Here is a 25236-nt window from a genome sequence, read left to right on the forward strand (position 1 = left end):
CGGGCGGCCAAACAAGCGCCGGGGAGTTTGTACTCTTTGCGGCGCAGGGATTCGGATCATAGCACCGGGGTGGCGCCATAACCACGCAACAACTGTGTGGAATAGAGGTTCCAGAGCTGTTTGGAATAATCAACCGGCGGTAATTAACTGGAACGCAACCGCGAACATCATCACCGCCACCAACAGATCGAGAATTCGCCAGGTACTGGGGCGAGCAAGCCAAGGGGCCAGCCACGCCGCGCCCAGTGCCAGGGTGAAAAACCACAGCAACGACGCACTGGCGGCGCCCACCACATACGCGCCGGGCTCGGTTTGTTGGGCACCGAGAGAGCCAATCAGCAGCACCGTGTCCAGATACACATGCGGATTGAGCAGCGTCACCGCCAGCGCGCTGAGCATGACCGCCCGCAACGAGCGCACGGTCTGGTTTTCACCTTGTTGCAGGCTTTGTCTGGAAAAGGCCCGGCGCAGCGCCTGGCTGCCGTACCAGATCAGAAAGACCGCACCACCCCAGCGAGCCACCGCCAGCAACGTCGGGTTCTGCGCCAGCACTGTCGCCAGTCCGAAGACTCCGGCAGCCACCAACAGCGCATCGCAAGCCACGCAGAGTGCCGCGACCGGCAGGTGATGTTCACGCCGCAGGCTTTGCGCCAGGACAAACGCGTTCTGGGTGCCGATCGCCATGATCAGGCCGAAGGCCACCAGCAGGCCGTTCACATAACTTTGCCACATGATTGTTTACTCCGCGTTGGCTGCCAGATTGCGCAGCACGTACAGGGCACGGTCGGCGTCGGCCAGGCCGACAAACAAATGGTCGTGATAGTAGCCAGCAATCACGTTGCAGCTGATACCGGCCTTGCCCAACGCGGTGGCGAATGCGGCGGTCAGGCCGACAGCCTCGAGGGCCGAATGCACGTTCAAGGTGATCCACGCGGCGATGTAGTCGAAGCACAATCCAGCCCGCTCGGCGTGGGCGCGTTCGAGTATCACCGTCAGCCCTTCTTGCTCGCGAAAGCTGCCGACAGTTTCCAGGCCTGTCGGCAGTTTGCCGTCGGGCAAGGTGCAGAACACGTATTCGCCGGCGTTGAGTTGCGGGCTCATGCTGCGCAGCAGCGTTGCCAATGAAGTTTCGCCAGCCATGGGTGTTTCCTTGTTGATGAGTTCTTGCTGGTCATTGTCCTTGTGCAGGCTGTATAAGAAAAACCAATCTTGCTGATCGCTCATTAGGAAAACTGATGTTCGACTATAAATTGCTTTCTGCCCTGGCCGCCGTGGTCGAGCAAGCCGGTTTTGAACGCGCCGCCCAGGTATTGGGGCTGTCGCAATCGGCGATATCCCAGCGCATCAAGTTGCTGGAAGCACGCGTCGGCCAACCTGTGCTGGTGCGGGCCACGCCACCGACGCCAACGGAAATCGGCCGGCGCTTGCTTAACCATGTGCAGCAGGTGCGTTTGCTTGAGCGCGACCTGCAAGGCCTGGTGCCGGCGCTGGATGAAGAAGGTTTGCCGGAACGCCTGCGGATCGCCCTCAACGCCGACAGCCTGGCGACCTGGTGGGCGCAGGCGGTGGGCGATTTTTGCGCCGAGCAGCACCTGTTGATGGACCTGGTGGTCGAAGACCAGACCGTCGGCCTCAAGCGCATGCGCGCCGGTGAGGTGGCAGCCTGTCTCTGCGCGAGCGAGCGTCCGGTGGCCGGCGCGCGCAGCGTGTTGCTGGGGGCGATGCGTTACCGTGCGCTGGCCAGCCCAGCTTTTATTGCCCGGCATTTTCCCCAAGGCGTGCGTGCCGATCAGTTGGCCCGGACGCCGGCGCTGGTGTTCGGCCCGGACGATTTCCTGCAGCATCGTTACCTGGCGTCCTTGGGCGTCGAGGGCGGTTTCGAACACCATTTGTGCCCGTCGTCCGAAGGATTTATCCGTCTCACCGAAGCGGGCCTAGGTTGGGGACTGGTGCCGGAACTGCAGGTGCGCGAGCAACTGGAAAGAGGCGTTTTGCAGGAACTGTTGCCAGATAAACCGATCGATGTGCCGCTGTACTGGCATCATTGGCGCAATGGCGGCCAGCTCTTGGGTTTACTCACCGATCAATTGGTCAGCGCGTCGAAGCAATGGCTGGTGCCCTTGGACTGACGCGCAGCGTCAAGACCTCACGTCATACGCAAAACGAAATATTTCGGAGCAATGCATGAAGATTCTGGTTACCGGCGCAAGCGGCTTCATCGGTGGGCGCTTTGCGCGCTTCGCCCTGGAGCAGGGCCTGGACGTACGGGTCAACGGTCGCCGGGCCGAAAGCGTGGAGCATCTGGTGCGCCGGGGAGCCGAGTTCATCCCGGGTGACCTGAGCGACCCGGAACTGGCGCGCGAATTGTGTTCCGACGTCGAGGCCGTGGTGCATTGCGCTGGCGCCGTCGGTCTGTGGGGACGCTATCAGGACTTCCACCAGGGCAACGTTCAGGTCACCGAGAATGTGGTCGAAGCTTGTCTCAAGCAGCGGGTTCGACGACTGGTGCATTTGTCGTCGCCGTCGATTTACTTCGATGGGCGCGATCACCTGGGCCTGACCGAAGAACAAGTGCCCAAGCGTTTCAAACATCATTACGCCGCGACCAAGTACCTGGCCGAGCAAAAAGTCTTCGGTGCCCAGGAGTTTGGCCTGGAAACCCTGGCCCTGCGCCCGCGCTTCGTGACCGGGGCCGGCGATATGAGCATCTTTCCACGTCTGCTGAACATGCAACGCAAGGGACGCCTGGCAATTATCGGCAACGGTTTGAACAAAGTTGACTTCACCAGCGTGCAAAACCTCAATGAAGCCTTGCTCAGCAGTTTGCTGACCAGCGGTTCGGCGTTGGGCAAGGCCTACAACATCAGCAATGGCACGCCGATCCCCTTGTGGGACGTGGTCAATTACGTCATGCGCAAAATGGAAGTCCCACAAGTCACACGCCACCGTTCCTACGGCCTGGCCTACAGCGTGGCGGCGCTTAACGAGGGCGCGTGCAAGTTGTGGCCGGGGCGTCCCGAACCGACCTTGTCACGCCTGGGCATGCAGGTCATGAACAAAAATTTCACCCTGGACATCAGCCGCGCCCGGCATTATCTGGATTACGATCCCAAGGTCAGCCTCTGGGCGGCCCTCGATGAGTTCTGTGGCTGGTGGAAGGCGCAGGACATCCGTTGATGCGGTGCTGAGCCGGTCACTGAACCGAAATCGGGGCTTTGGGGTCAATGGTTGCGGCTGTGGGGTTTATACTGCGCGGCATAAAGCCATCATGTGGTTCCACTAAGGTTGATTCAATGTCCATGCGTAACGATGCCAACGACGACTTTGACGATGTACCGAGCCTGCGTGCAGACGTTTTAGACGATGACTTTGCGCCGACCGCCCGAACGGTCGTGCACTCGCGCACAGCGCCGGTGGTGAAGGTCAGGGCGGCGAGCACCGGGCCGTTGTGGGCCTTGGTCGGCGCGCTGTTCTTCGCGTTTGCGGGCCTGGCCTGGTGGAGCTTCCAGCAGATTTCCCTGATGGAACAACAACTGGTGGCCACCCAGGAAAGTTTCGCGCGCATCAGTGAGGAAGCGGCGGGGCGCTTGCAGGATATCTCCGGCAAGGTGGTCGCCAGCCAGACCAACGTCACCTCTGACAGCGAAGCCCTTAAGCTGCAAATTCGCCAACTGGAAAGCAAGCTCCAGGACCAGAGCGCCCAGCAGCAAGGTGTTGCCGGCCAGGCTTCAGACTTGGACAAACGCCTGGCTCAGATGACCGCGCAAACCACCGAACTGGATAAACGCCTGGCGCAGATGACGGCCCAGGACTCCGAGCACCAGGCGGCCAATGCGCAGTTGCAGGCGCAGGTAAAAACCTTGAGCGGCGAAGTCGCGACATTGAAAAACGCCCCGTCGGAGTCGGAAAAGCTCGATGCCCAGCTCAAGAGCATTGGTGCCGACATCGTCGCGCTGAAGAAACAAGGCAACCCGAGCGCTGCCATCGAACGCCTTGAGCAGGAAATGATTGTGCTCAAGAGCGAGCATGACAATCGCCCACAGGGTTCGACCAACACCGCTGAGTTCGATGCATTTCGCAGCCAGGTCAGCCGTAACCTCAATACCCTTCAGGCGCAGGTTCAGAACCTGCAACAGCAACTGCGCACGCGGCAGTAAGCCGGGCATTTACGGCCAGTGTTGCCATGGTGAGGGGGGGGCCGTGGCGGCGGTTTGACGAAAATTCGTACATATCCCCATCCCGTCTACGCTCTTGAAACACCACCAAGAACGAGGGGATGCGCAATGGGGTTTCTGCAAAGGTTCGCCTGGCTGTGCGGCATGGTTTTGTTGTGCCTGGGCCAGGCGCACGCCGCCGGCACGGAAAAGGATGACAGCAAGGCGGCCATCGCCCTGCTGGAAAAGGCCCTGGCCTACTACCACCAGAATGGCGACAAGGCCCTGGCGGCGTTCAGTCGCCAGGGGGAGTTTGTCGACAAGGACCGTTATGTCTTCGTGCTCGACACCAAGGGTGTGATGCTCGCCAGCGGCGGACCGTCGTCGGCGCTGATTGGTCGGGACGTGTCGGAAGTGCTCGGGCCGGATTTGCAGAAAACCTTCAAGGACGCCCTGAAAGTGCCGGAAGGCAACGGCATCCAGCAGGCGGAATATCGCTGGCAGAACTGGAACGACGGCAAGGTCGAACTCAAGCATGTCTACTACCAGCGAATCGGCCAGCGGATTCTGGCGGTGGGTTATTACCTGCCCCGTGCCTCCGCCGAGCAGGCCATGGCCTTGCTCAACAAAGCGGCCGCCGACCTGGCCAAGGACGAGAAGGGCACCCTGACGGCGATCAACTCGCTAAAGGGCGGCTATCTGCAGGATGACTTGTATGTGTTTGTCGTCGACCTGGACACCAAGCGTTATGTGGCCCACGGCACCAACCTGCGGCTGGTCAACACCGACTTCAGCAAAATCGTGGACCCCGAAGGCAAACCGGTGGGTGAGCCAATCCTCGCGTTGATGGCCAAGCAGGATTACGGCGATTACGAATACCGCTGGAAAAACCCGGTGACCGGCAAGGTAGAGAGCAAGCATGCCTACCTGAAGAAGGTCGGGCATTTTCTGGTGGCTGTCGGGTATTACAGCCCTTGAATTAAGATGATTGGGCGGGCGCTTTCGCTGGCAAGCCAGCTCCTACATGGGGTACACAATCCTGTAGGAGCTGGCTTGCCAGCGAAGAAGGCGCCTCGGTCGACCTAGCGGACCTTGTCCTCGCGCCCCCGCAACAACATGTTCGGCATGGCAATCGCCGCCGCCAACCCCAGCAGTGACACCCCGGCACTGACCAACAACAAATGCCGGAACGTCAGCAGCAGTTCAGCCCGCAAGGCATTCTGCGCATCCCCCGGTGCAGCGTTCAAGCCGTCCAGCAACACATTTCCCGAACTGCCCTCGGCAATCAGCGACGAACCGGCCAGGTGGGCGAAACTCGAATCCTGCAACAACGCCAACAGCAGCGCCGACATCAACGCCACGCCGACCGCACCGCCCAGGGAGCGAAAGAGGTTGGTGGTGCTGGTGGCGACGCCGATGTCGCGCTGGTCCACCGAGTTCTGCGTACCCACCAATGATGTCGGGAATTGCATACCGGAAGAGATCCCGCAGAGCAGCATGAACAGGCTGGTCACGACAAAGGCCTGCGGCGGGCTGAACGCCATGCCCAGGATCGCGATGGGCATCAGCGCCGCACCAGTCAGGATCATCGGTTTATAGCGTCCGGTGACCGAGGTCCTACGCCCGGCGAAATAGGCGCCAATCGGCAGGCCCATCGCTAGCGGTAACAGATGCAGGGCGGCGGCATCGGCACCGGCGCCGGTCACGCTCTGAAAGCGCAGCGGCATCAGTACGATCAGTGAGATCGACTGGAAACTGGTAAAGTAAATCGTGCACCAGCACAGGATCGCATTGCGGTTGGCAAACAGGTGCATAGGCAGCAACGGCTCCCTTGCCCGCCGCTCGTGGACGACGAACAACCCCAGCACCAGCACGGCACACGCGAGCAGCGCCAACACTTCGGCGCTGCGCCACGAATGACCCTGGCCGACTTGCGTGATGCCCAGCAACAACGCCGTGAGCCCGATGATCATCAGCACGGTGCCGAGGTAGTCGATGACCGGTTTGCGTTGCGGAATCGGCAGGCCGACCAGCGTGCGGTTGGCTACCAGCCAGGCACCCAGGCCCAGCGGCAGGTTGATTAGGAACACCCAGCGCCAGGACAAATATTCGGTCATGTAGCCGCCGAGCACCGGACCGGCGACGCTGGCCACGGCGTACATGCTGCTGAAATAACCCTGATAGCGACCGCGCTCGCGTGGCGGCACGATGTCGCCGATGATCGCCTGGCTCACCGAAATCATCCCGCCGGCACCGATGCCCTGGATAATCCGCGCCAGCACCAGTTGCTCCATGCTCTGGGCCATGCCGCAGAATACCGACGCCAGGGTGAACAAGCCCATGCCGAACAGCATCAGTTTGCGGCGCCCGTACAGGTCGCCCAATTTGCCGTAGATCGGCACCGCCACCGTCATCGCCACCATGTAGCCGGAAATCACCCAGGCCAGCAGGCTGACGTCCTTGAATTGCGCGGAAATGGCCGGCATCGACACGGCGACGATGGTCTGGTCCAGCGCGCCGAGAAAAATCGCCAGCATCAGGGCGAACAGCACGCTACGGATGGCGGGTTTGGGCGTTTCAGGCTGGTGGAGATTGGTCACGGGAAAACCTGCGGGCAGTGATTGACCCGCGCGAGGCACGGCGAGCGGGAATGCTCGCCAGTGTAAGTCGATAGCAAGCTATTCGATAGTCTCATATGCAAGCCCGACGTAGTTTTCCGCGATGGTTTTTCGCCCTGCTTCGGAGTCGACGAAGTAGTCCAGTTCCGACTCGGCGATGCGCTGGCTGAAGGCATCGTGATCCTCGAAACGGTGCAGCATCGAGGTCATCCACCAGGAAAACCGTTCGGCTTTCCATACCCGGCGCAGGCAGATTTGCGAATATTTCTCCAGCAAGTCGGTGCGATCTTCGCGGTACACCTTGCGAAGGATGTTGAACAAGGTACTGACATCGCTGGCCGCCAGGTTCAAACCCTTGGCGCCGGTGGGCGGGACGATATGCGCGGCGTCGCCGACCAGGAACAGGCGCCCGTATTGCATCGGCTCGACCACGAAGCTGCGCAACGGCGCGATGCTTTTCTCGATGGACGGACCGGTCACCAGCTTGTCCGCCAGGTCTTGCGGTAATCGCGACTTGAGCTCGTCCCAGAAACGTTGATCCGACCAGTTATCCACATGATCGCTGGTCGGCACTTGCAAGTAATAACGGGTGCGGGTCGGCGAGCGCATGCTGCACAGGGCAAAACCGCGCTCATGGCGGGCGTAGACCAGTTCTTCGTGGACGGGCGGGGTGTCGGCCAGAATCCCGAGCCAGCCGAAGGGATAGATCCTTTCGAAGACTTTCAGGCTGTCGGCGGGAATCGATTGCCGCGCCACGCCATGGAAGCCGTCGCAACCGGCGATGTAGTCGCAATCGAGGCGATACTCCTCGCCGTCTTTCTCAAAAGTGACAAACGCTTCATCGGTTTTCATGCCGTGAGGAACGACGTTGCTGGCTTGATAAATCGTCTGCGCGCCGGCCTCCCGACGAGCGGCCATCAGGTCGCGGGTGACTTCGGTTTGCCCGTAGATCATCACCGTTTTGCCACCGGTCAGGGCCTTGAGATCGATGTGCACCCGGCGCCCGTCGAGGGCCAGTTCGAAGCCGTCGTGGACCAGTCCTTCGGCGTCCATGCGCTGGCTCACACCGGCCTGGCGCAACAGCTCTACCATGCCTTGTTCGAGCACACCGGCGCGGATTCGGCCGAGCACATAATCCGGGTCCTGGCGTTCGAGAATGAGGGTGTCGATGCCGGCGTTGTGCAGCAGTTGACCGAGCAGCAGGCCGGAAGGGCCAGCACCAATGATGGCGACTTGGGTTTTTAGCGTTTTCATTGTTTTTATGACTCGCAAGCTTCACGCGACCAGGGCCGGTGAATGATTTTTATGGATCGAGTGCTTGCATTTTTCACTTGCGAGTCTGTCAATTGAAGGTGAAAACTGAGCCGATAGCTGGACATTCTGCCAATCGGTGCGATTATCGCCCGTCATCCACTCCGAGGCCTGGATTGAAGTGATGAACAAGCCTGCCCTGCCTTCTATTCCGGTGTTCAAGCTCTACGGTGAAAGCCTGGATTGGCCGACCCCGGACTTGCTGCACTGTGAAACCATTTCCAAACGCAGCCGCGAACATCATTGGGAAATCAAACCCCACCGCCACGCTGATTTGTGCCAGTTGCTTTTCGTTTTCACAGGTCAGGCAGAGCTGGAAATCGAAGGCAAACGTACGCAACTGGTTGAACCGGCGATCCAGATTTTGCCACCGCTGTCGGTGCACGGGTTTCGCTTCAGCGAAGACGTGCAAGGCTTCGTCGTGACCCTGGCCGCGCCGCTGGTCGCCCACCTGCAAATGCAGTTAGGACAATCGGTCAATGCCCTGGCCCAGGCCGAAAGTTACCCGGCAGGCAAAGACGCGCAATATCTCAATAGCCTGTTCAGCGCCTTGCAGAGCGAATACACCGGCCATCAACCGGCGCGGGAAATGCTCATGCATTCGCTGGTCAGCGTGATTGTGGTATGGGTCAGCCGCCAGGTGCTCCAGCGGCGCACTGCCCTGGCGCGACCGCAGCGGGCCCGGGAATACCTCAACGGCTTCATTCAACTGGTGGAAGAAACCTATCGCCAGCACGTCAAGGTCGAAGACCTGGCGCATCGGCTGGGGATCTCCGTGTCGCACCTCAACGGTACGTGTCGTGAGCTGGCAGGGCAGCCGGCATTGCAAATCATGCACGAGCGGCAATTGCTGGAGGCCAAGCGCTTGCTGACCTACACCAGCATGACCATTTATGAAATGTCCGACGTGTTGGGGTTTTCCGATCCAACCAACTTCACGCGCCTGTTCCGGCGTCGCGTGGGGATTTCGCCCAAGGCTTTTCGCGACCGCTTGAAGGCCGATCAGGGCAACGAGGCCTGACCCCCTTTTTTACCGGAGGGCGTTCAGGGTGGCGTTGTGGGGAATGCAGCGTTCGAAGTTGCAGCTCGCGTATTCACGGGGCAGGTTACGCAATTGCTCGACGCGCCAGGCAGCCGCGCCGTAAAGCCCGAGCGTGACCGCACAGGTGATGAAAATCGCGAGGTATCTTCTTGTTTTGATGTTCATGGCGTTGACCTCTGAACGAATACCCTCGGGTATTACTTTGAGCATAGGTCAGCGCCGGTGAGATACCAGCCATAACGCCCCATTCAGAACACGAATACCCCGGAATACCTGTAGGAGCTGGCTTGCCAGCGAATACGGTAGACCCATCAACATCGTTGTTGGATGTGATGACGCCTTCGCTGGCAAGCCAGCTCCTACACGGTCGGTGTTTACAGGCCGGCGTCCCACGCCGGTTCGTGCGCGAACCTCTCCACCAGGAAATCCAGCAGGCTGCGCAACGCAGCCGGCATGTGCTTGCGTGAGGCATACACCGCATACACGTTCATCTGCCGGGGTTCGGCCGCGGGCAGCAGGCGGATCAATTCGCCGCTGTGAATGTGTACGCCTGCCTGGTACGTGGGCAGCATCGCCACGCCAGCGCCGGCCATCGTTACGCGCAACAGTGTGCTGGCCTCGTTAGCGCTGATGTTGCCCTGCACCGGCACCGAAACCTGCTCGCCGTCCTGCTCGAAATGCCAGAGGCTCTTGCCAAAGTAGGAATGGGTCAGGCAATTGTGCCGGCTCAGGTCCTCGACCCGCTGCGGCGCGGGGTATTGGCGCAAGTAAGCGGGGGACGCGCAGATCACCGAGCGGCAAACCGTCAGGCGCCGGGCGATCAGGTTCGGGTCCAGGTCGTTGCTGGTGCGGATCGCCAAATCGATGCGTTCGTCCACCAGGTTCACGGTGCGGTCGAGCATCTGCATATCGATGCTGACACCGGGGTAGCGCTTGACGTACGCGGCCATGGCATCGGCCAGTTGCGCCTGGCCGAACGAGGTGCTGACGCTGATCCGCAGCAGGCCGCGCGGTGCGTCCTGCGGTTCGCTGACGGCGGCTTGCATGTCGCTGGACAGGTCGAGCATCTGCCGGCAGCGCGGCAGGATTTCGTTGCCGGCGGCGGTCAAGCTCAATTTGCGCGTGGTGCGGTGCATCAGGCGTGCGCCGATCCAGTCTTCCAGTTCTGCCAGATAGCGCGACACCACCGGCCGTGACAGCTCCAGATGATCGGCGGCAGCCGACTGGCTGCCGAGGTCGACCACGGTGACGAACACACGCATTGCTTGAAGACGATCCATGATTTGCCCGCTTTCAGAAACAAACTATGTCCCAGCATCGCATTTTTTGTACTGAGTCAGGCAACTAAGCTCTGTCCCACTGTAGGAGCTGGCAAGCCAGCTCCTGCGAAGGGCGATGTGTATCGCGCCATTAATGGTCTACGGAGCAATAGATGATCGGTTTCACCACCTTCAAGCGCGTTTTATTGGCCAGCGCTGCCCTCGGCTTTGCGGCTCACGCCACGGCGTCGACCTTGAACCTGGACGTGTACAACCCCGGCGAAAAAGCCATCTTCCCGGTGACTTCGGTACTGGTCAGCGGCGAAAAGGAAGCGATCCTGGTCGATGCGCAATTTGGCAAATCCCAGGCCGAGCAGGTGGTGGAAAAGATCCGCGCCAGTGGCAAGCAATTGACCACCATCTACATCAGCCATGGCGACCCGGACTATTACTTTGGCCTCGACACCCTGACGACCGCGTTCCCCAAGGCCAGGATCCTTGCTTCGCAGCCGACCGTTGACCACATCAAGCAAACCGTCGACGGCAAACTGGCGTTCTGGGGCCCGAAAATGGGCGCCGACGTGCCGGCCAAAACCATCGTGCCGGAAGTGCTCAAGGGCGACAGCCTGATTCTCGAGGGGCAGAAGTTGCAGGTGCTTGGGCTTGATGGTCCGCAGCCGGATCGCAGCTTTGTGTGGATTCCTTCGCTCAAGGCGGTCGTCGGGGGGGTGGTGGTAGCGCAGAACATTCATGTGTGGATGGCTGACACGCAAACGCCTCAGTCGCATGCCGATTGGCTGGCTACGCTGCTTTCCATCGAAACCCTGAAACCGAAAACCGTGGTGCCGGGTCATTACCTCGGTGGCGGCAGCCATTCCCTGGCGGCGGTGCAGTTCACCGCCGATTACATCAAGGCTTTCGACGAAGAAACCGCCAAGGCCAAGGACTCTACTGCGCTGATTGCCGCGATGAAAAAACGCTTCCCGACACTGGGCGATGAAAGCTCGCTAGAACTGAGCGCCAAAGTCGCCAAGGGCGAGATGAAGTGGGGTGAATAGATTCAAGGGCTAATGGAGATTCTTGTGGCGAGGGGGCTTGCCCCCGTTGGAGTGCGAAGCGCTCCCCAGCTTTTTTCAGCGACACCGCATGCACCCGGTTTACGACGGCTTCGCCGCCGAACGGGGGCAAGCCCCCTCGCCACAAAGACCTGTGTGAATTGATATCGGTATTTTCAAGCCAACTGGAGTACATCATGAGCAAAATCGCAATCATCGGTGCCACCGGTCGTGCCGGCAGCCAGCTGCTGGAAGAAGCCCTGCGTCGTGGTCACAGCGTTACCGCCATCGCCCGCGACACGGCAAAAATCGGCCAGCGTGCCGGTGTGGTCAGCAAGAACGTCGACGCCCTCGATGCTGCGGCGCTGCAAGCAGCCGTCCAGGACCATGACGTGGTCATCAGCGCCGCGCATTTCGCCTCACTGCCTTCCAATGCTGTCGTCGGGCCGGTGAAGAAGGCCGGCGTCAAGCGGCTGCTGGTGGTCGGTGGTGCCGGTTCGTTATTGTTGCCTGATGGAACACGGGTGATCGACAGCAAGGGGTTTCCGGACGCGTATAAGGCCGAAGCCAGCGCCGGTGCCGAGTTCCTCGCCAACCTGCGTCAGGAGCAGCAACTGGACTGGACCTTCCTGTCGCCATCGGCCGAGTTTGTCGAAGGCGAACGCAGCGCAAAATTCCGCATCGGCCAGGACGATTTGCTGGTGAACAGCGAAGGGCGCAGCTGGATCACCTTCGCCGACTACGCGATTGCGATGCTCGACGAAGTGGAAACCCCCAAGCATTCACAGCAACGCTTCACCGTCGGTTACTGATACCCCTGTAGGAGCTGGCTTGCCAGCGAAGGCGGCCTACCAGACACACCGCGCCGCGTCATTCGCCGGCAAGCCAGCTCCTACACGTTCAGCGACTTTGTGCCTGCTCCACCAACCACCCCATCAATTCGCGTAACTTCGGCGAAGGCCCGGGCTTTTCGGGGAACACCAGGTAATACGCCAACCCCGTCGTCACCTTCAGCTCGAAGGGCATGACCAGCCGCCCGGCGTCGAGGTCATCGCCGATCAGCGACCAATCGCCAATCGCCACACCGGTCCCTTGGGACGCCATCGACATCGCCAGGTCCAGAGTCTCGAAGTGCTGGCCCTTGCCGACGTTGGTCAATCGAACATCCGCCGCTTTCAACCAGGCTTTCCAGTCGCGCTCGTCGCGGGTCGGATGCAGCAACAAGTGTTGTTGCAGATCGCCCGGAGCCTGTAAAGGCAATGGGCCTTCGAGCATCGGCCGCGAACACACCGGGGTGAGTTTTTCGTCGAAAAGTTTTTGCGACATCAATGAATCGTCTGGCGCTGGGCCGTACATCACCGCGGCATCGAACTGTTCGCGATGAAAATCCACGCCGTGCTTGACCGTCGTGGTCAGTTCCACCGGCACGTCCGGGCGCTCTCTTTGCCATTGCAACAAGCGCGGCAGCAACCAGCGCATGACGCAGGTCGGCGCCTTGAGTTGCAGGGTTTCGCGCTTTTCGCCGATTTGCTCAACCGCCTCGTCGATCAGGCCGAAAATCTGCTGCACCCGTGGCAGCCAATCGCGTCCTTCGGCCGTCAGGTCCAGGCCGCGGGCCAGGCGCACAAACAGTTCATAACCCAGATGATCTTCCAGCCCGGCAATCTGCCGACTCACCGCGCCTTGGGTGATGTGCAGCTGTTCGGCGGCCCGGGTGAAGTTGCAGCACTGCGCGGTAATCAGAAAGGTGTGCAGCGCCGGCAGGGGAGGCAGTCGTTTCATGGGGATCCAAGGTATGACGTGAGGACATGGCTAGTATGACTTTTTATCCATTGTTGAGGCTATGTGTCGCCCGTTCCAATGAGGCCATTCCCGGGCCTGCCAATCCATCATAAACACAGCGCCGGCCCGGCGTCTCAAACGAATAAAAAGGGCAATTCACATGGCGACGTGCGGCGAAGTATTGGTCAAGTTACTCGAAAACTACGGAGTCGAGCAGGTGTTCGGCATTCCGGGGGTTCACACCGTGGAGCTGTATCGCGGGCTGGCCCGTTCGAGCATCAACCACGTCACGCCGCGCCATGAACAAGGCGCCGGCTTCATGGCCGACGGCTATGCTCGCACCAGTGGCAAACCGGGTGTGTGCTTCATCATCACCGGCCCTGGCATGACCAACATCACCACCGCGATGGGCCAGGCCTACGCCGATTCGATCCCGATGCTGGTGATCTCCAGCGTACAATCGCGCAGCCAGTTGGGCGGCGGTCGCGGCAAGTTGCATGAACTGCCAAACCAGAGCGCACTGTGCGCCGGCGTGGCCGCGTTCTCCCACACCTTGATGTCGGCGGCGGAATTGCCGGGCGTGCTGGCTCGCGCCTTTGCGCTGTTCCAGGCCGGTCGACCGCGTCCGGTGCACATTGAAATTCCGCTGGACGTACTGGTTGAAGAAGCCGACGACCTGCTCGCCAGCCTGCCGGTCAACATCGACCGCGCCGGCGCTTCGCCGAGCGCCGTGTCGCGCATGACCGCTCTGCTGGCTGGCGCCAAGCGTCCACTGATTCTCGCCGGTGGCGGTGCCATCGACGCGGCAGCCGAGCTGACTGAACTGGCCGAGTTGCTGGACGCGCCGGTGGCCCTGACCATCAATGCCAAGGGCATGCTCGCCTCGGGACACCCGTTGCTGATCGGTTCGACCCAGAGCCTGGTCGCCACCCGTGCACTGGTTGCCGAGGCTGACGTGGTGCTGGCCATCGGCACCGAACTGGCCGAGACCGACTACGACGTGACCTTCGCCGGCGGCTTCGAGATCCCGGGCCAATTGCTGCGTGTTGACATCGACCCGGACCAGACTGTGCGCAACTATCCGCCGCACGTGGCGCTGGTGGCCGACTCGCGCAACGCCGCCCAGGCCTTGCTCAGCGCCTTGTCGCACAAATCCCTGGCCGAGCGCCGCAACGATTGGGGCCAGGTTCGTGCCGCCCGTCTGCGTGACGACCTGGCCGCGACCTGGGATGCGCCGACCCTGGCCCAGACCCGTTTCCTCGAAACCGTGTTGCACGAACTGCCGGATGCGGTGTTCGTCGGCGATTCGACCCAACCGGTGTACACCGGCAACCTGACCTTCAACCCGGAGCGTCCGCGTCGCTGGTTCAATTCGTCCACCGGCTACGGCACCCTCGGTTACGCCTTGCCGGCTGCGATTGGCGCCTGGCTGGGCGGCAGCACCGAAAACGGCGCTCGTGCGCCGGTGGTGTGCCTGATTGGCGACGGTGGCCTGCAATTCACCCTGCCGGAACTGGCCAGCGCCGTTGAAGCGCGCACCCCGGTGATCGTGCTGCTGTGGAATAACCAGGGCTACGAAGAAATCAAGAAATACATGGTCAACCGCGCTATCGAGCCGGTGGGCGTGGACATCTACACCCCGGACTTCATCGGTGTGGCCAAGGCCCTGGGCTGCGCGGCCGAAGCGGTCAGCACGGTCGAGCAACTGCGCGGCGCCTTGCGCGTGGCCAGTGATCGCCAGGGCCCGACCCTGATTGAAATCGACCAGACCCAGTGGATGCAGGCGGTGTCGAAATGACTTTTCCTACCACGTTGGACGGCCTGTACATCAACGGCCAATGGTCGGCCGGCAACGAACACCTGCGCGTGATCAACCCGGCCACCGAAGCGCTGCTGACTACCGTCAATGGCGGCGATGCACACGCTGTCGATCAAGCGGTGAGCGCAGCGGCCCAGGCGTTTGCCGATTGGTCGAAAACCACCGGTGCCGAGCGCGGCGCGATCCTGCGCAACATCGCCGCCGGCGTGCAGGCCAACCGTGAAAAATTGATGCACCTGCAGTCGAGCAACAACGGCAAGCCGCAGTTCGAAGCGGCGATCGACGTCGATGACGTGATTGCCACCTTCGAGTATTACGCCGGTCTGGCCGAAAGCCTCGACGCGAAGCAGGACAGCGTCGTCGAGTTGCCAAGCGAAGACTTCAGCGCGCGTTTGCGCCGTGAGCCGTGTGGTGTGGTCGGCCTGATCGTGCCGTGGAACTTCCCGATGGTCACCACCGCGTGGAAACTCGCCCCGGCCCTGGCCGCCGGTTGCTGCGTGGTGCTCAAGCCTTCGGAAGTGACGCCGCTGCCGGAGCTGGAACTGGCGACGATCATCGCTGCATCCGGCGTCCCCGCGGGTGTGTTCAACCTGGTGTGCGGCACCGGTCTGGCCGTGGGTGCGCCGTTGTCGGCAGACCCGCGCATCGCGAAAATTTCCTTCACCGGCAGCAATGCGGTCGGTGTGCAGGTCATGCAACGGGCGGCGGAAACCGTCAAGGGCGTGAGCCTGGAACTGGGCGGCAAATCCTCGCTGCTGGTGCTGGCCGATGCCGACCTCGACCTGGCGGTGGAAGTGGCCTGCGGCGGTGGTTTCTTCAACGCCGGGCAGATGTGTTCCGCCACCAGCCGCGTGCTGGTCGCCGATGAGCTGGCCGATGAATTCCTCACCCGTGTGAAGGCGCGTGCCGAAGCGATTCGCGTGGCCGACCCGTTCGACCCGGACGTGGAAATGGGTGCGCTGGTCAATCAGGCGCAATACCAGCGTGTGCTCGGTCACATCGACCGTGGTTTGAGTGCGGGCGCCAGGCTGGTATGCGGCGGTAATCGCCCGGCCGACCTGCCACGCGGATATTTCTTGCAGCCGACGGTGTTTACCGACGTGCCTCAGGACAGTGCGTTGTGGAATGAAGAGATTTTCGGTCCGGTGATCTGTGTACGCCGTTTCGCGACTGAAGGCGAGGCGATTGCCCTGGCCAACGACAGTCAGTTCGGTCTGGTGGCCAGCGTGGTCACGACCCATGCCGAGACCGCTGATCGTGTCGCCAACGCCTTGCAGGCGGGGCTGGTGTGGATCAACGCACCGCAGGTGATCTTCCCGCAGACCGCCTGGGGCGGCTACAAGCAGAGCAGCATCGGCCGCGAATTGGGGCCGTGGGGCTTGCAGGCTTTCCAGGAAATCAAACACGTAATCCGGGCCATCTAACACCGCTTATGTGTAGGAGCGAGCCTGCTCGCGATGGGCGTAAACGATGACGCAGGCCGCCTGAAAATACGCGGCGCATGTGCACCCATCGCGAGCAGGCTCGCTCCTATAAGAGGCATGCGCTGGCGTCATGGCTTCAATGAGTTTTTATCGATAGTCAGCGGTTTTGCACGACCTCAGGATGAACTTACTGGTTCAACCAACCCCCCGAAAACAGAGGGGAAAGCGCTGATCCAGTCGCGCGGATGCAACAGTTTCGACCTGCCTTATACCTACAAAAACAAAGGGAGTCCGTAATGGGCGAGCATGATCTGAACAGACGTCAATTCATCAAGACCGTGGGCGTAGCCTCGGTGGCCGCAGCAGCGATGAGCATGCCGTTCATCAAGGCCAATGCCAGCGACACACGCTTTGCGGGCAAGACCCTGCGTTTGCTGACCTGGTCCGATGACACCGGCCTGGCTGCACTGCGCAACATCGCCGCCACCTTCGAGGACAAGTACGGCTGCAAGGTCATCGCCGACCGCACCGGCAGTACCTCGGAAATGGTCGCCAAACTCAAGGCCGGCGGTGATCGTCCGCAATACGACATCATCACCCTGGCCGGCGTCGGCGCCGAAGGTCTGGCCGCCGCCAACCTGCTGGAAAAACCCGACCTCAACCGCATTCCGAACCTGGTCGACGTGCCCGAGAAGTACCGCACCGGCGCCAACGGCCACGGCATCGGCTACCTGCTGTGGTGCAACAGCCTGGTCTACAGCACCCGCACCCAGAAAGAGGCGCCAACCAGCTACGCGGCCCTGTGGGACCCGGAGCTGGCACCGAACATCTTCCTGCCGCCGCCGAACTGGACCGAGGCCATGGACCTGATCATCATCGCCGCCAAACTGGCCGGTGGTGACGAGCACAACATTGAGCCTGGCTTCAAGAAACTCGCCGAACTTAAAGACCGCGTGGTGACCCTGGGCGAGAACCCGAACCAGATAGCCGAGCTGTTCCGCACCGGTTCCCTGGACATGGGCGGCCTGTACGCACCCGCGTTCTTCCCGAAACAGATCCGCGATCCGAACTACGGCCTGAGTGCAACCTTTGGCATGAAGGAAGGTTTCTACACCGACCTGATGCAATCGGTGATGCCGAAGAACCGTCCGGGCGACACCGACATGGCCTACGCCTTCATCAACCACTCCCTGGACCCACTGGTGCAGGGCAAGATGGCTGAAGACATCTACAACGGCCCCGTCAACGCCAAGGCGATCATCTCCGCCGAAGCCCGCAAGAGCCCGTACATCCTCACGCCGGAGCAGATTGCCGAGAAGGCGATCATGCACGACAACGCCTTCCTGGCGACTGTGCATGACCAATGGATTCGTCGTTACACGGAAATCTTTTCCTCCTGATCTGAATGGCAGGGAGGCTCTTCGAGCCTCATCGCCGGCACGCCGGTTCCTACAAGGGTAACGCATGACTTGTAGGAGCTGGCTTGCCAGCGATCGAGTGCGCAGCACTCGCCATGCGCCTGATCTTCCATTGACGAGACCTTTGCTATGGAACACCAACCTCTGACTCATCCGGTGAGTGTCGCCCCCGTGCGCGCCAACCGGGGTGTTTCGCCGACGGCACGCGCCTGGCTTTTCCTGTCGCCGTCGATGCTGTTTCTGGGTGTGCTGATTGCCGCCAGCCTGCTGGTGCTGCGCATGAGCGTGGGCACCAAAGGCGCGGAATGGTCCGGGTTCAGCCTGGCCAGCTACGCCCAACTGCTGGAACCCTATTACCTCAAGTCGCTGATGCTGACCTTGCGCCTGGCGCTGATCAGCGCCGTGATCGCGGTGGTGCTGGCGATCCCGGTGGCCTACACCATGTCGCGCCTGACCTCACCGTTCGTGCGACGGATCTTTCTCGCGGCAGTGTTGCTGCCCCTGCTGGTCAACCTGCTGCTGCAAAGCTACGGCTGGCTGGTGATTCTCGGCCCGGCCGGGATGCTCAACCAGGCATTGATGGGCCTGGGCCTGATCAAGCGCCCGATCATGTTGCTCTACAACCAGAACGGCGTGCTGATGGGCCTGGTGCAAACCGCCTTCCCGCTGGCCGTGTTGCCGATTGCCAGCGCCATGCGCGGCGTCGCCCGCAGCTACGAAGAAGCTGCCGCCACCCTCGGTGCGAGTCGCTTCCAGGTGTTCCGCCAAGTGGTATTGCCGATGAGCATGCCCGGGATCATTACCGGCGCGACGCTGGTGTTCGCCTACAACGCCAGCAGTTTCGTGGTGCCCTTGCTGCTCGGTGGCCGGCGCGTGCCGATGCTGGCGGTGATGGTGCATGACCAGATTGCCCCGCTGATGAACTGGCCTGCCGCGTCGGCCGCTGGCGTGGTGCTGATTATCACGACGCTGGCGATCATGACCCTGTCCGAATACATCACTGGCCGTCGTCGTCGCATGCTGGAGGCTTCGCAATGAGTACCCTGACCAAGAAGCGCCTGTCACTGCTGCCGGGTGAAACCGGCAAGTTCGCCGGCATCCTCTCGGGCTTCATCCTGCTGCTGGCGGTGTTGCCGATCCTGACCATGATCGTGATGTCCTTCAGCGGCGCGTCGAACCTCGACTTCCCACCGAGCAGCTACAGCCTGCAATGGTACAAGGCTGCCTGGCACACCTTCGTCTCGCCGGATGCCAGCGACGTGCTGAGTCTGGGCCAGGCCATGACCACCAGCCTGCTGGTGTCGTGCCTGACCATGATATTCGCCACGTTGATCGCGGTGCCGGCGGCCTACGCGCTGACCCGTTGCGAATTCCGCGGTAAAGCCGTGGCGCTGCAACTGATGTCGTTGCCGCTGGTGTTCCCAATGGTGGTATTGGGCCTGGCCTTGTTGCTGGTGTTCGACAGCCTGCCGTTCCACATGACCACCTCGCGCCTGGTAATCGCGCACGTGATCCTCGCGTTGCCGTTCGTGGTGAAAAACTGTACGGCGGCGATGCTCTCTATCGGCACCGAAGTGGAGGAGGCCGCGCAAATGCTTGGCGCCTCACCGATGCGAGCGATTGTCGATGTGGTGGTGCCGTTGATGAAGTCGGGGATCCTGGCGGGCATGCTGCTGGCGTTCATCGTCTCGTTCAACGAGTTCACCGTGACCTATTTCCTCTACACCATCGACGTGATGACGGTGCCGATCTGGATGTACAGCCGCACCGTGTCGTCGCTCGACCCCACCGTATTTTCGTTTGCCGTGCTGATCGTGCTGATCGACTTCGTCCTGATCTGGGCGCTGGAGAAGCTGGTTGGTGAAGGTGGCGTTTCGTTCTGATTTCTTGAGGTGATTTATGTCTGGTCTGATTCTGGAAAACGTCGAGAAACATTACGGCTCGGCCTGCGCGGTAACCGATGTAAACCTGCATTTGCCCGAAGGCAAACTGGTGTGTTTCCTCGGCCCTTCGGGCTGTGGCAAAACCACGCTGCTGCGCATGATTGCCGGCCTTGAAACCCTGACCGGCGGCGAGATCCGCCTGGACGGCGAGGACATCGGCAACACCCCGGCGCACCTGCGCAATTTCGGCATGGTGTTCCAGTCCCTGGCGCTGTTCCCGCACATGACCGTGGGCGAAAACATCGCCTATCCGCTGAAACTGCGCGGGGTCAGCAAGGCTGACCAGCACAAGCGCGTGGTGGAGTTGCTGGAGCTGATTCAACTGCAACCGATGATCGACCGTCCGGTGGCCAAGCTCTCCGGCGGCCAACGCCAGCGAGTAGCGATTGCCCGGGCGATTGCCAATCACCCGAAAATCCTCCTGCTCGATGAACCGCTGTCGGCACTGGACGCCAAGCTGCGTGAATCGATGCAGGTGGAAATCCGTCAGTTGCAACAACGCCTGAACATCACCACCATCATGGTCACCCACGACCAGCGCGAGGCCATGACCATGGCCGATATTGTCGTTGTATTGGGTGAACATAAAGTGCAACAGGTGGGCACGCCGATTGAAATCTACCGCCATCCGGCCAACGAATTCGTCGCCGATTTCATCGGTTCGGGTAACATTTTCCCGGCCACCGCGCTGGGCAATGGCAAGGTCAGCCTGCCAGGCGGCGATGCGCTGCAAGTGCCGATCTGCAGCAGCATTGTGGTGGGTGAAAAAGTGAAGATGCTGATTCGTCCGGAAGATTTGCAACTGTCGGCCCCGCAAGCGACGGCGGGCAATCGCTTGCTGGGCAAGGTAACGTTTGTGCGGGATATCGGTGCGACCATCGAAACCACGGTGGAATGCTCAGGGGTGTCTTTTACCGCGTTGAGCACGCCGTGCCAGGGCTTTGGTTTGAGCGTTGGGCACCCAGTGTCGGTGACCCTTCCTGCCGAGGCGTGTCGCGTTCTCGGGGCTTGATCCGGAATTGATGTTGGCTTTGCCGGCCTCTTCGCTGGCAAGCCAGCTCCGACACGGTGTGTGGCGTTAACAAAACCTGTAGGAGCTGGCTTGCCAGCGAAGGCGTTATCCGCCACTCCTCAAACTCTGGATCAGACTGACAACCGCAACCGCGCCAGATCCCGCAACGGCGGCGCCCCGAACAATCGGCTGTACTCACGGCTGAACTGCGAAGGGCTTTCATAGCCGACCCGATACCCCGCCGCCGAAGCCTCCAGCCCCTCGGCGAGCATCAACCGTCGCGCCTCTTGCAGGCGCAGCTGCTTCTGATACTGCAACGGACTCATCGCTGTCATCGCCTTGAAGCGGTGATGCAGGGTCGACACGCTCAAGTTCACCTCCTTGGCCAGATCATCAATACGCAACGGCTGTTCGAAATTGCCGTTGAGCCACTTGATCGCCTGGCTGATGCGATGGCTCTGACTGTTGGCGATGGCGATTTCGTACAGCCGATGTCCCTGCTTGCTGCGCAACAGGCGATAGAGGATCTCCCGGCGAATCAGCGGCGCGATCATGGCGATGTCTTTCGGCGTGTCCAGCAACCGTGCCAGGCGCAGCACCGCATCGAGCATCGCCGTGTCGAGCCGTTCGACATACAACCCGCGCCCGGTCGGCCGGGTAGGCACACCGAGGGGGCCGGCGTCGGCGATCAGCGCGGTGATTTCCGTCGGGTCGATGTCCAGGCGCAAGGCCAGGATCGGCTCCTCGGCCGAGACATTCACCACCCGGCCACTGAGTGGCATCGAGACCGAGACCACCAGGTAGTTCAACGGGTCGTAGTTGAAGGACTCGTTGGCCAGCTGAACTTCCTTGCGGCCCTGGGCCATGATGCACAGCGCCGGTTGCGCGAGCACCGGGGCGAACTCATGGGACTGGCTGTGGCGGGACATGAACAGCGAGCCGATGGCCGTGGCATAACTGCCATCATCGGTGGTGTTGCGGCGGATGATCGCCGCCAATTCCGCACGCTGCTTTTCCATGTCGGTGTCCAGCGGGGCTTGAAAGTGATCGAACGACGACATGCGCGGCATCCTCGGCAAGGCAGGGAAGGAGTGGTCCAGAGCATAAGTTTGTGCAAGCGACAGCGGTAGACACATCCTGCCGGATGCTTGCCTGATTCTGCTCTGGGTCGACCGGCGGTGCAGCCACTAGAGCCTTGCACCGTAAAAACTTGCTTGAAACGCGTATTGCAGAACCGTGACAGGGTTTGAGTGCCGGTGACAGGCTTGGCATGCAGTTTCGCAGGATTGTGCAACGCCCCGGCAGGAATCGACTAACGAGGCAGGCGTCGCGGCCCTTAACCTTTGATCCTGTCGCAGCCCGCCCCTGGCTGCCACGCGACTCCCCGGGAGGGTTGAACATGTCCAAGCAAATCCCCGTCAGTCATATGGCCTTCGTTCGTGCGCGCGCCGGGCATTCGGCGGAACTCGGTGTACGCCTGAGCGCCCTGATCGAGCCTTCCCGCGCAGCACCAGGCTGCCTGAGCTTTGCCTTGCAGCATTCGCAGTGCGATCCGCAGCTGTGGCTGGTGTCCGGTTTCTGGAGCAATCAACAGGCCATGACCGCGTACTTCAGCACGCCGGCGATGGAAGTTTTCGCCGAGCTGGTGCAGGAACTGGTGGTCAACAGCCTGGATTTCCATACCTTCAAGGAGGTCTCGGCAGCACAGGCCCTCGGTCAGTCCGGCGCAGCGGTACACAAACTGGCCGGTTGAGGGTTTAATGACGGCATTCCCAACCCGCCAGGATTCGCGACATGGCAAGAAAAGCCTTTGACCACTTCGAAGCTGTTTCCGCTGTAGTACCAGGCGAGGGCGGTTACCACGCCGCCATCGCCGTCAAAGCGCTGGGGGGGGCCGGCGCCCCGCGTTTTCACAAAGTGCTCGAAGGCCAGACCTTCAAGACCGCCCACGAGGCCGACGAAGCCGCCGCCAGGGAGCTGACCCGCCTCAAGGACGTCAAGGAAAACACCGACCTGCTCTGGTGATCACTTCACCGCCCCCGGGCGGTACATCTTGAATAACGCCTCAGGCCCCAGCTGGAAATAATCCGCCGGCCCGCCGCCGCGCAGAATCGGTTCTGCCGCGGCGGTGTCGTAGACCCCGTCCTTCAACAGCCACTTGGCGATATGCACGGCGACCACTTCGCCGAGGATCAGCCAGCTCGGCACCACGTTGCCGTCCGCCCGTTGCAACTGAATGATCTGCGTGACCTTGCACTCGAATGACACCGGGCTCTCGGCCACCCGTGGCACCTGGATAACCTTCGACGCCACAGTGGTCAAACCGCTCAATTCAAACTCATTGATGTCCGGCCCGACATTGGCGCAGCTCTGGTTCATCTGCTCCGCCAGCGGCCGGGTGGCGAGGTTCCAGGCGAATTCGCCGGTTTGCTCGATGTTGTTCAGGCTGTCTTTGCGCCCGACGCTGGAAAAACCAATGATCGGCGGAATGTAGTTGAAGGCGTTGAAGAAGCTGTACGGCGCCAGGTTCAAGCGGCCCTCGGCATCCTGTGAAGAGATCCAGCCGATGGGGCGCGGGCCGACAATGGCATTGAACGGATCGTGGGGCAGGCCGTGGCCGTTGGCGGGTTCGTAGAAGTGGATGTCGTCGGGCATGGCGCAATTTCCAGAGCGTGCAAGAGACGCTCATGGTGCAGGCATGCGCCCCATATTTCCAGCCAGATGAAAACCACTGTAGGAGCGAGCTTGCTCGCGATAGCGGTGTACCCGTCACATTGATATTGGATGTGCCGCCGTCTTCGCGAGCAAGCCCGCTCCCACACTGAAGCGATGCGGTCAATGTGGGAGCGGGCTTGCTCGCGAAGAGGCCAGTACAGTCAGGCTCTATTGATCTGTCAGTCAGTGACGATCCGCGAATGCTTGCGGGTGTCTTTCATCGTGACGTACACCAGCAACGACACGGCAATGCACGCGGTCACGTACCAGTAGTAACCGGTTTCCATGCCGATGCTCTTGAACCAAAGCGCGATGTATTCGGCGGTACCACCGAAGATCGACACGGTCAGTGCGTACGGCAGGCCCACGCCCAGTGCGCGGATTTCGGTCGGGAACAGTTCTGCTTTGACCACCGCGTTGATCGAGGTGTAGCCGCTGACGATGACCAGCGCCGCCATGATCAGGAAGAACGCGCCCCACCAGGTGGTGATGGTGTGCAGGGTGGTGAGGATCGGCACGGTGAACAGTGTGCCCAGGACGCCGAAGGCAATCAGGATCGGCCGACGACCGATTTTATCCGACAGCCCGCCGATGATCGGTTGCAGGCACATGAACAGGAACAGCGTGGCGGCGGAAATGGTGGTCGAGTCGGAAATGCTCATGCCGACGGTGTTCACCAGGTATTTCTGCATGTAGGTGGTGTAGGTGTAGAACGCCAGGGTGCCGCCCATGGTCAGGCCGACCACGGTCAGCAGTTCCTTGGGGTGACGCATCAAGGTGCGCATCGCGCTTTCCTTGGCTTTTTCTTTCTGGGTGAAGGACTCGGTTTCTTCCATGCCACGACGCAGGTACAACGCAACCACGGCACACAGCGCGCCGATGGCAAACGGGATGCGCCAGCCCCAGGCGTACAGCTCTTCGGTGGTCAGCAGCTGTTGCAGCACGATCAGCACCGCCAACGCGATGAGCTGACCGGAAATCAGCGTCACATACTGGAAGCTGGAGTAGAAGCCGCGACGCTCCTTGGTGGCCATTTCGCTGAGGTACGTGGCGGAGGTGCCGTATTCGCCACCCACCGACAGGCCCTGCAGCAAGCGCGCAAACACCAACAGGATCGGCGCACCGATGCCGATGACTTCATAGCCCGGGCTCAGGGCGATCAGCAGCGAACCGAAGCACATCAGGTACACCGAGGCCATCAGGGCCTTTTTACGCCCAACCTTGTCGGCGTATAGCCCCATCAGCCAGCCACCGATCGGACGCATCAGGAAGCCCACGGCAAAGATCGCGGCGGTGTTGAGCAGTTGGGCAGTGGTGTCGCCCTTGGGGAAGAAGGTCTTGGCGAAGTACAGGGAGAAGGCGGCGTAGACGTACCAGTCGTACCACTCGACCATGTTGCCGACGGAACCGCTGAAGATCGATTTGATGCGGCTGGACGTGGTTCTTTCTTTGGCCGGCACGGCAGCCGACCCCAGTGGCAGGGAGTTGGAGTTATCCATTGAAGGATCCTTCATTTAATTGTTTTTGTGGAGCGCGATGAAACGCAGCCTGCGGGGGCTATAGCAGGAGCTGTGCCAAGGGGGAGAGGGCCGGTTTAGAGGGGGTAGGGCGTTTGGGTGAGCGGAAATCCGCTTATTGGATGTCTGTGGTGGGCGAAAAATTGCTTATCTGCTTTGGGGGGATG

25 protein-coding genes are annotated in these 25236 nt (G+C 61.1%); 15 read left to right on the forward strand and 10 right to left on the reverse strand.

All coding sequences use genetic code 11. The features are described 5' to 3' along the window. Positions 1-129: 129 nt before the first annotated feature. Positions 130-732, reverse strand: coding sequence for a LysE/ArgO family amino acid transporter (locus J1D76_RS17000; RefSeq protein ID WP_421139401.1), 603 nt, complete (start codon positions 730-732; stop codon positions 130-132). Positions 733-738: 6 nt separating this feature from the next. Further along, complete coding sequence (locus tag J1D76_RS17005; protein WP_421139402.1) at positions 739-1140, reverse strand: ACT domain-containing protein; 402 nt, start codon at positions 1138-1140, stop codon at positions 739-741. A gap of 95 nt (positions 1141-1235) precedes the next feature. On the opposite strand from J1D76_RS17005, the gene J1D76_RS17010 reads away from it, so the two are divergent. From J1D76_RS17010 to J1D76_RS17025, 4 genes are all read left to right on the forward strand, one after another. Then, positions 1236-2129, forward strand: coding sequence for a LysR family transcriptional regulator ArgP (locus J1D76_RS17010; RefSeq protein WP_421139403.1), 894 nt, complete (start codon positions 1236-1238; stop codon positions 2127-2129). A 55-nt stretch (positions 2130-2184) separates the two neighbouring features. Continuing rightward, the gene (locus J1D76_RS17015; RefSeq protein ID WP_421139404.1) at positions 2185-3177 is read left to right on the forward strand and encodes an NAD-dependent epimerase/dehydratase family protein; all 993 of its coding nucleotides are present in this window, start codon (positions 2185-2187) and stop codon (positions 3175-3177) included. A gap of 116 nt (positions 3178-3293) precedes the next feature. Then, positions 3294-4157, forward strand: a complete 864-nt coding sequence (locus J1D76_RS17020) for an ATPase (protein WP_421139405.1) — start codon at positions 3294-3296, stop codon at positions 4155-4157. 126 nt (positions 4158-4283) lie between these two features. Beyond that, positions 4284-5132 (forward strand): cache domain-containing protein, encoded by an 849-nt coding sequence (locus J1D76_RS17025; RefSeq protein WP_421139406.1) that lies wholly within the window; start codon positions 4284-4286, stop codon positions 5130-5132. Positions 5133-5236: 104 nt separating this feature from the next. On the opposite strand, the gene J1D76_RS17030 is transcribed toward J1D76_RS17025, so the two are convergent. Then, positions 5237-6754, reverse strand: coding sequence for an MDR family MFS transporter (locus J1D76_RS17030; RefSeq protein ID WP_421139407.1), 1518 nt, complete (start codon positions 6752-6754; stop codon positions 5237-5239). Between the two features lie 78 nt (positions 6755-6832). Then, positions 6833-8026, reverse strand: coding sequence for a 4-hydroxybenzoate 3-monooxygenase (gene pobA / locus J1D76_RS17035; RefSeq protein ID WP_421139408.1), 1194 nt, complete (start codon positions 8024-8026; stop codon positions 6833-6835). Positions 8027-8207: 181 nt separating this feature from the next. On the opposite strand from pobA, the gene J1D76_RS17040 reads away from it, so the two are divergent. Beyond that, complete coding sequence (locus J1D76_RS17040; protein WP_421139410.1) at positions 8208-9104, forward strand: helix-turn-helix domain-containing protein; 897 nt, start codon at positions 8208-8210, stop codon at positions 9102-9104. 9 nt (positions 9105-9113) lie between these two features. Here J1D76_RS17040 and J1D76_RS17045 read toward each other — a convergent pair whose 3' ends face one another. Further along, positions 9114-9290, reverse strand: coding sequence for a hypothetical protein (locus J1D76_RS17045; protein ID WP_162837843.1), 177 nt, complete (start codon positions 9288-9290; stop codon positions 9114-9116). Between the two features lie 209 nt (positions 9291-9499). Then, positions 9500-10405 (reverse strand): LysR family transcriptional regulator, encoded by a 906-nt coding sequence (locus J1D76_RS17050; protein WP_421139411.1) that lies wholly within the window; start codon positions 10403-10405, stop codon positions 9500-9502. Between the two features lie 152 nt (positions 10406-10557). On the opposite strand from J1D76_RS17050, the gene J1D76_RS17055 reads away from it, so the two are divergent. Further along, positions 10558-11442, forward strand: coding sequence for an MBL fold metallo-hydrolase (locus tag J1D76_RS17055; RefSeq protein ID WP_421139413.1), 885 nt, complete (start codon positions 10558-10560; stop codon positions 11440-11442). Positions 11443-11636: 194 nt separating this feature from the next. Beyond that, positions 11637-12251 (forward strand): NAD(P)-dependent oxidoreductase, encoded by a 615-nt coding sequence (locus J1D76_RS17060; RefSeq protein WP_421139415.1) that lies wholly within the window; start codon positions 11637-11639, stop codon positions 12249-12251. A gap of 88 nt (positions 12252-12339) precedes the next feature. Here J1D76_RS17060 and J1D76_RS17065 read toward each other — a convergent pair whose 3' ends face one another. Next, on the reverse strand, positions 12340-13221 hold the full coding sequence (locus tag J1D76_RS17065) for a LysR substrate-binding domain-containing protein (RefSeq protein ID WP_421139416.1): 882 nt from the start codon (positions 13219-13221) through the stop codon (positions 12340-12342). 160 nt (positions 13222-13381) lie between these two features. On the opposite strand from J1D76_RS17065, the gene J1D76_RS17070 reads away from it, so the two are divergent. The 6 genes from J1D76_RS17070 to J1D76_RS17095 all read left to right on the forward strand — a co-directional run bounded on the left by J1D76_RS17070 (position 13382) and on the right by J1D76_RS17095 (position 20837). After that, on the forward strand, positions 13382-15019 hold the full coding sequence (locus tag J1D76_RS17070) for a 5-guanidino-2-oxopentanoate decarboxylase (protein ID WP_421139417.1): 1638 nt from the start codon (positions 13382-13384) through the stop codon (positions 15017-15019). Further along, positions 15016-16464, forward strand: coding sequence for an aldehyde dehydrogenase family protein (locus J1D76_RS17075; protein WP_421139418.1), 1449 nt, complete (start codon positions 15016-15018; stop codon positions 16462-16464). The genes J1D76_RS17070 and J1D76_RS17075 overlap by 4 nt, the downstream gene beginning before the upstream one ends. A gap of 296 nt (positions 16465-16760) precedes the next feature. Continuing rightward, positions 16761-17864 carry an ABC transporter substrate-binding protein gene (locus tag J1D76_RS17080; protein ID WP_421139419.1) on the forward strand — a complete coding sequence of 368 codons (1104 nt, stop codon included), beginning with the start codon at positions 16761-16763 and terminating at the stop codon, positions 17862-17864. Between the two features lie 147 nt (positions 17865-18011). Continuing rightward, on the forward strand, positions 18012-18920 hold the full coding sequence (locus J1D76_RS17085) for an ABC transporter permease (protein ID WP_421139420.1): 909 nt from the start codon (positions 18012-18014) through the stop codon (positions 18918-18920). After that, entirely contained in the window at positions 18917-19765 is an 849-nt protein-coding gene (locus J1D76_RS17090; RefSeq protein WP_421139422.1) for an ABC transporter permease, read from the forward strand. Before J1D76_RS17085 ends, J1D76_RS17090 begins: the two co-directional genes overlap by 4 nt. 16 nt (positions 19766-19781) lie before the next feature. Further along, positions 19782-20837 carry an ABC transporter ATP-binding protein gene (locus J1D76_RS17095; protein WP_421139423.1) on the forward strand — a complete coding sequence of 352 codons (1056 nt, stop codon included), beginning with the start codon at positions 19782-19784 and terminating at the stop codon, positions 20835-20837. A 131-nt stretch (positions 20838-20968) separates the two neighbouring features. On the opposite strand, the gene J1D76_RS17100 is transcribed toward J1D76_RS17095, so the two are convergent. Further along, on the reverse strand, positions 20969-21898 hold the full coding sequence (locus J1D76_RS17100) for an AraC family transcriptional regulator N-terminal domain-containing protein (protein WP_421139424.1): 930 nt from the start codon (positions 21896-21898) through the stop codon (positions 20969-20971). A gap of 338 nt (positions 21899-22236) precedes the next feature. On the opposite strand from J1D76_RS17100, the gene J1D76_RS17105 reads away from it, so the two are divergent. Next, the gene (locus tag J1D76_RS17105; protein ID WP_421139425.1) at positions 22237-22590 is read left to right on the forward strand and encodes a putative quinol monooxygenase; all 354 of its coding nucleotides are present in this window, start codon (positions 22237-22239) and stop codon (positions 22588-22590) included. A 41-nt stretch (positions 22591-22631) separates the two neighbouring features. Continuing rightward, the gene (locus tag J1D76_RS17110) at positions 22632-22862 is read left to right on the forward strand and encodes a hypothetical protein (RefSeq protein ID WP_007978486.1); all 231 of its coding nucleotides are present in this window, start codon (positions 22632-22634) and stop codon (positions 22860-22862) included. On the opposite strand, the gene J1D76_RS17115 is transcribed toward J1D76_RS17110, so the two are convergent. Together J1D76_RS17115 and J1D76_RS17120 are read right to left on the reverse strand one after the other, a co-directional pair. After that, complete coding sequence (locus J1D76_RS17115; protein ID WP_421139426.1) at positions 22863-23492, reverse strand: flavin reductase family protein; 630 nt, start codon at positions 23490-23492, stop codon at positions 22863-22865. It abuts the gene before it with no gap. A 239-nt stretch (positions 23493-23731) separates the two neighbouring features. Continuing rightward, on the reverse strand, positions 23732-25051 hold the full coding sequence (locus J1D76_RS17120; RefSeq protein WP_421139427.1) for an MFS transporter: 1320 nt from the start codon (positions 25049-25051) through the stop codon (positions 23732-23734). Positions 25052-25236 lie beyond the last annotated feature (185 nt).

The organism is Pseudomonas sp. NFX15 (genome assembly GCF_049132105.1).
GTDB lineage: Bacteria > Pseudomonadota > Gammaproteobacteria > Pseudomonadales > Pseudomonadaceae > Aquipseudomonas.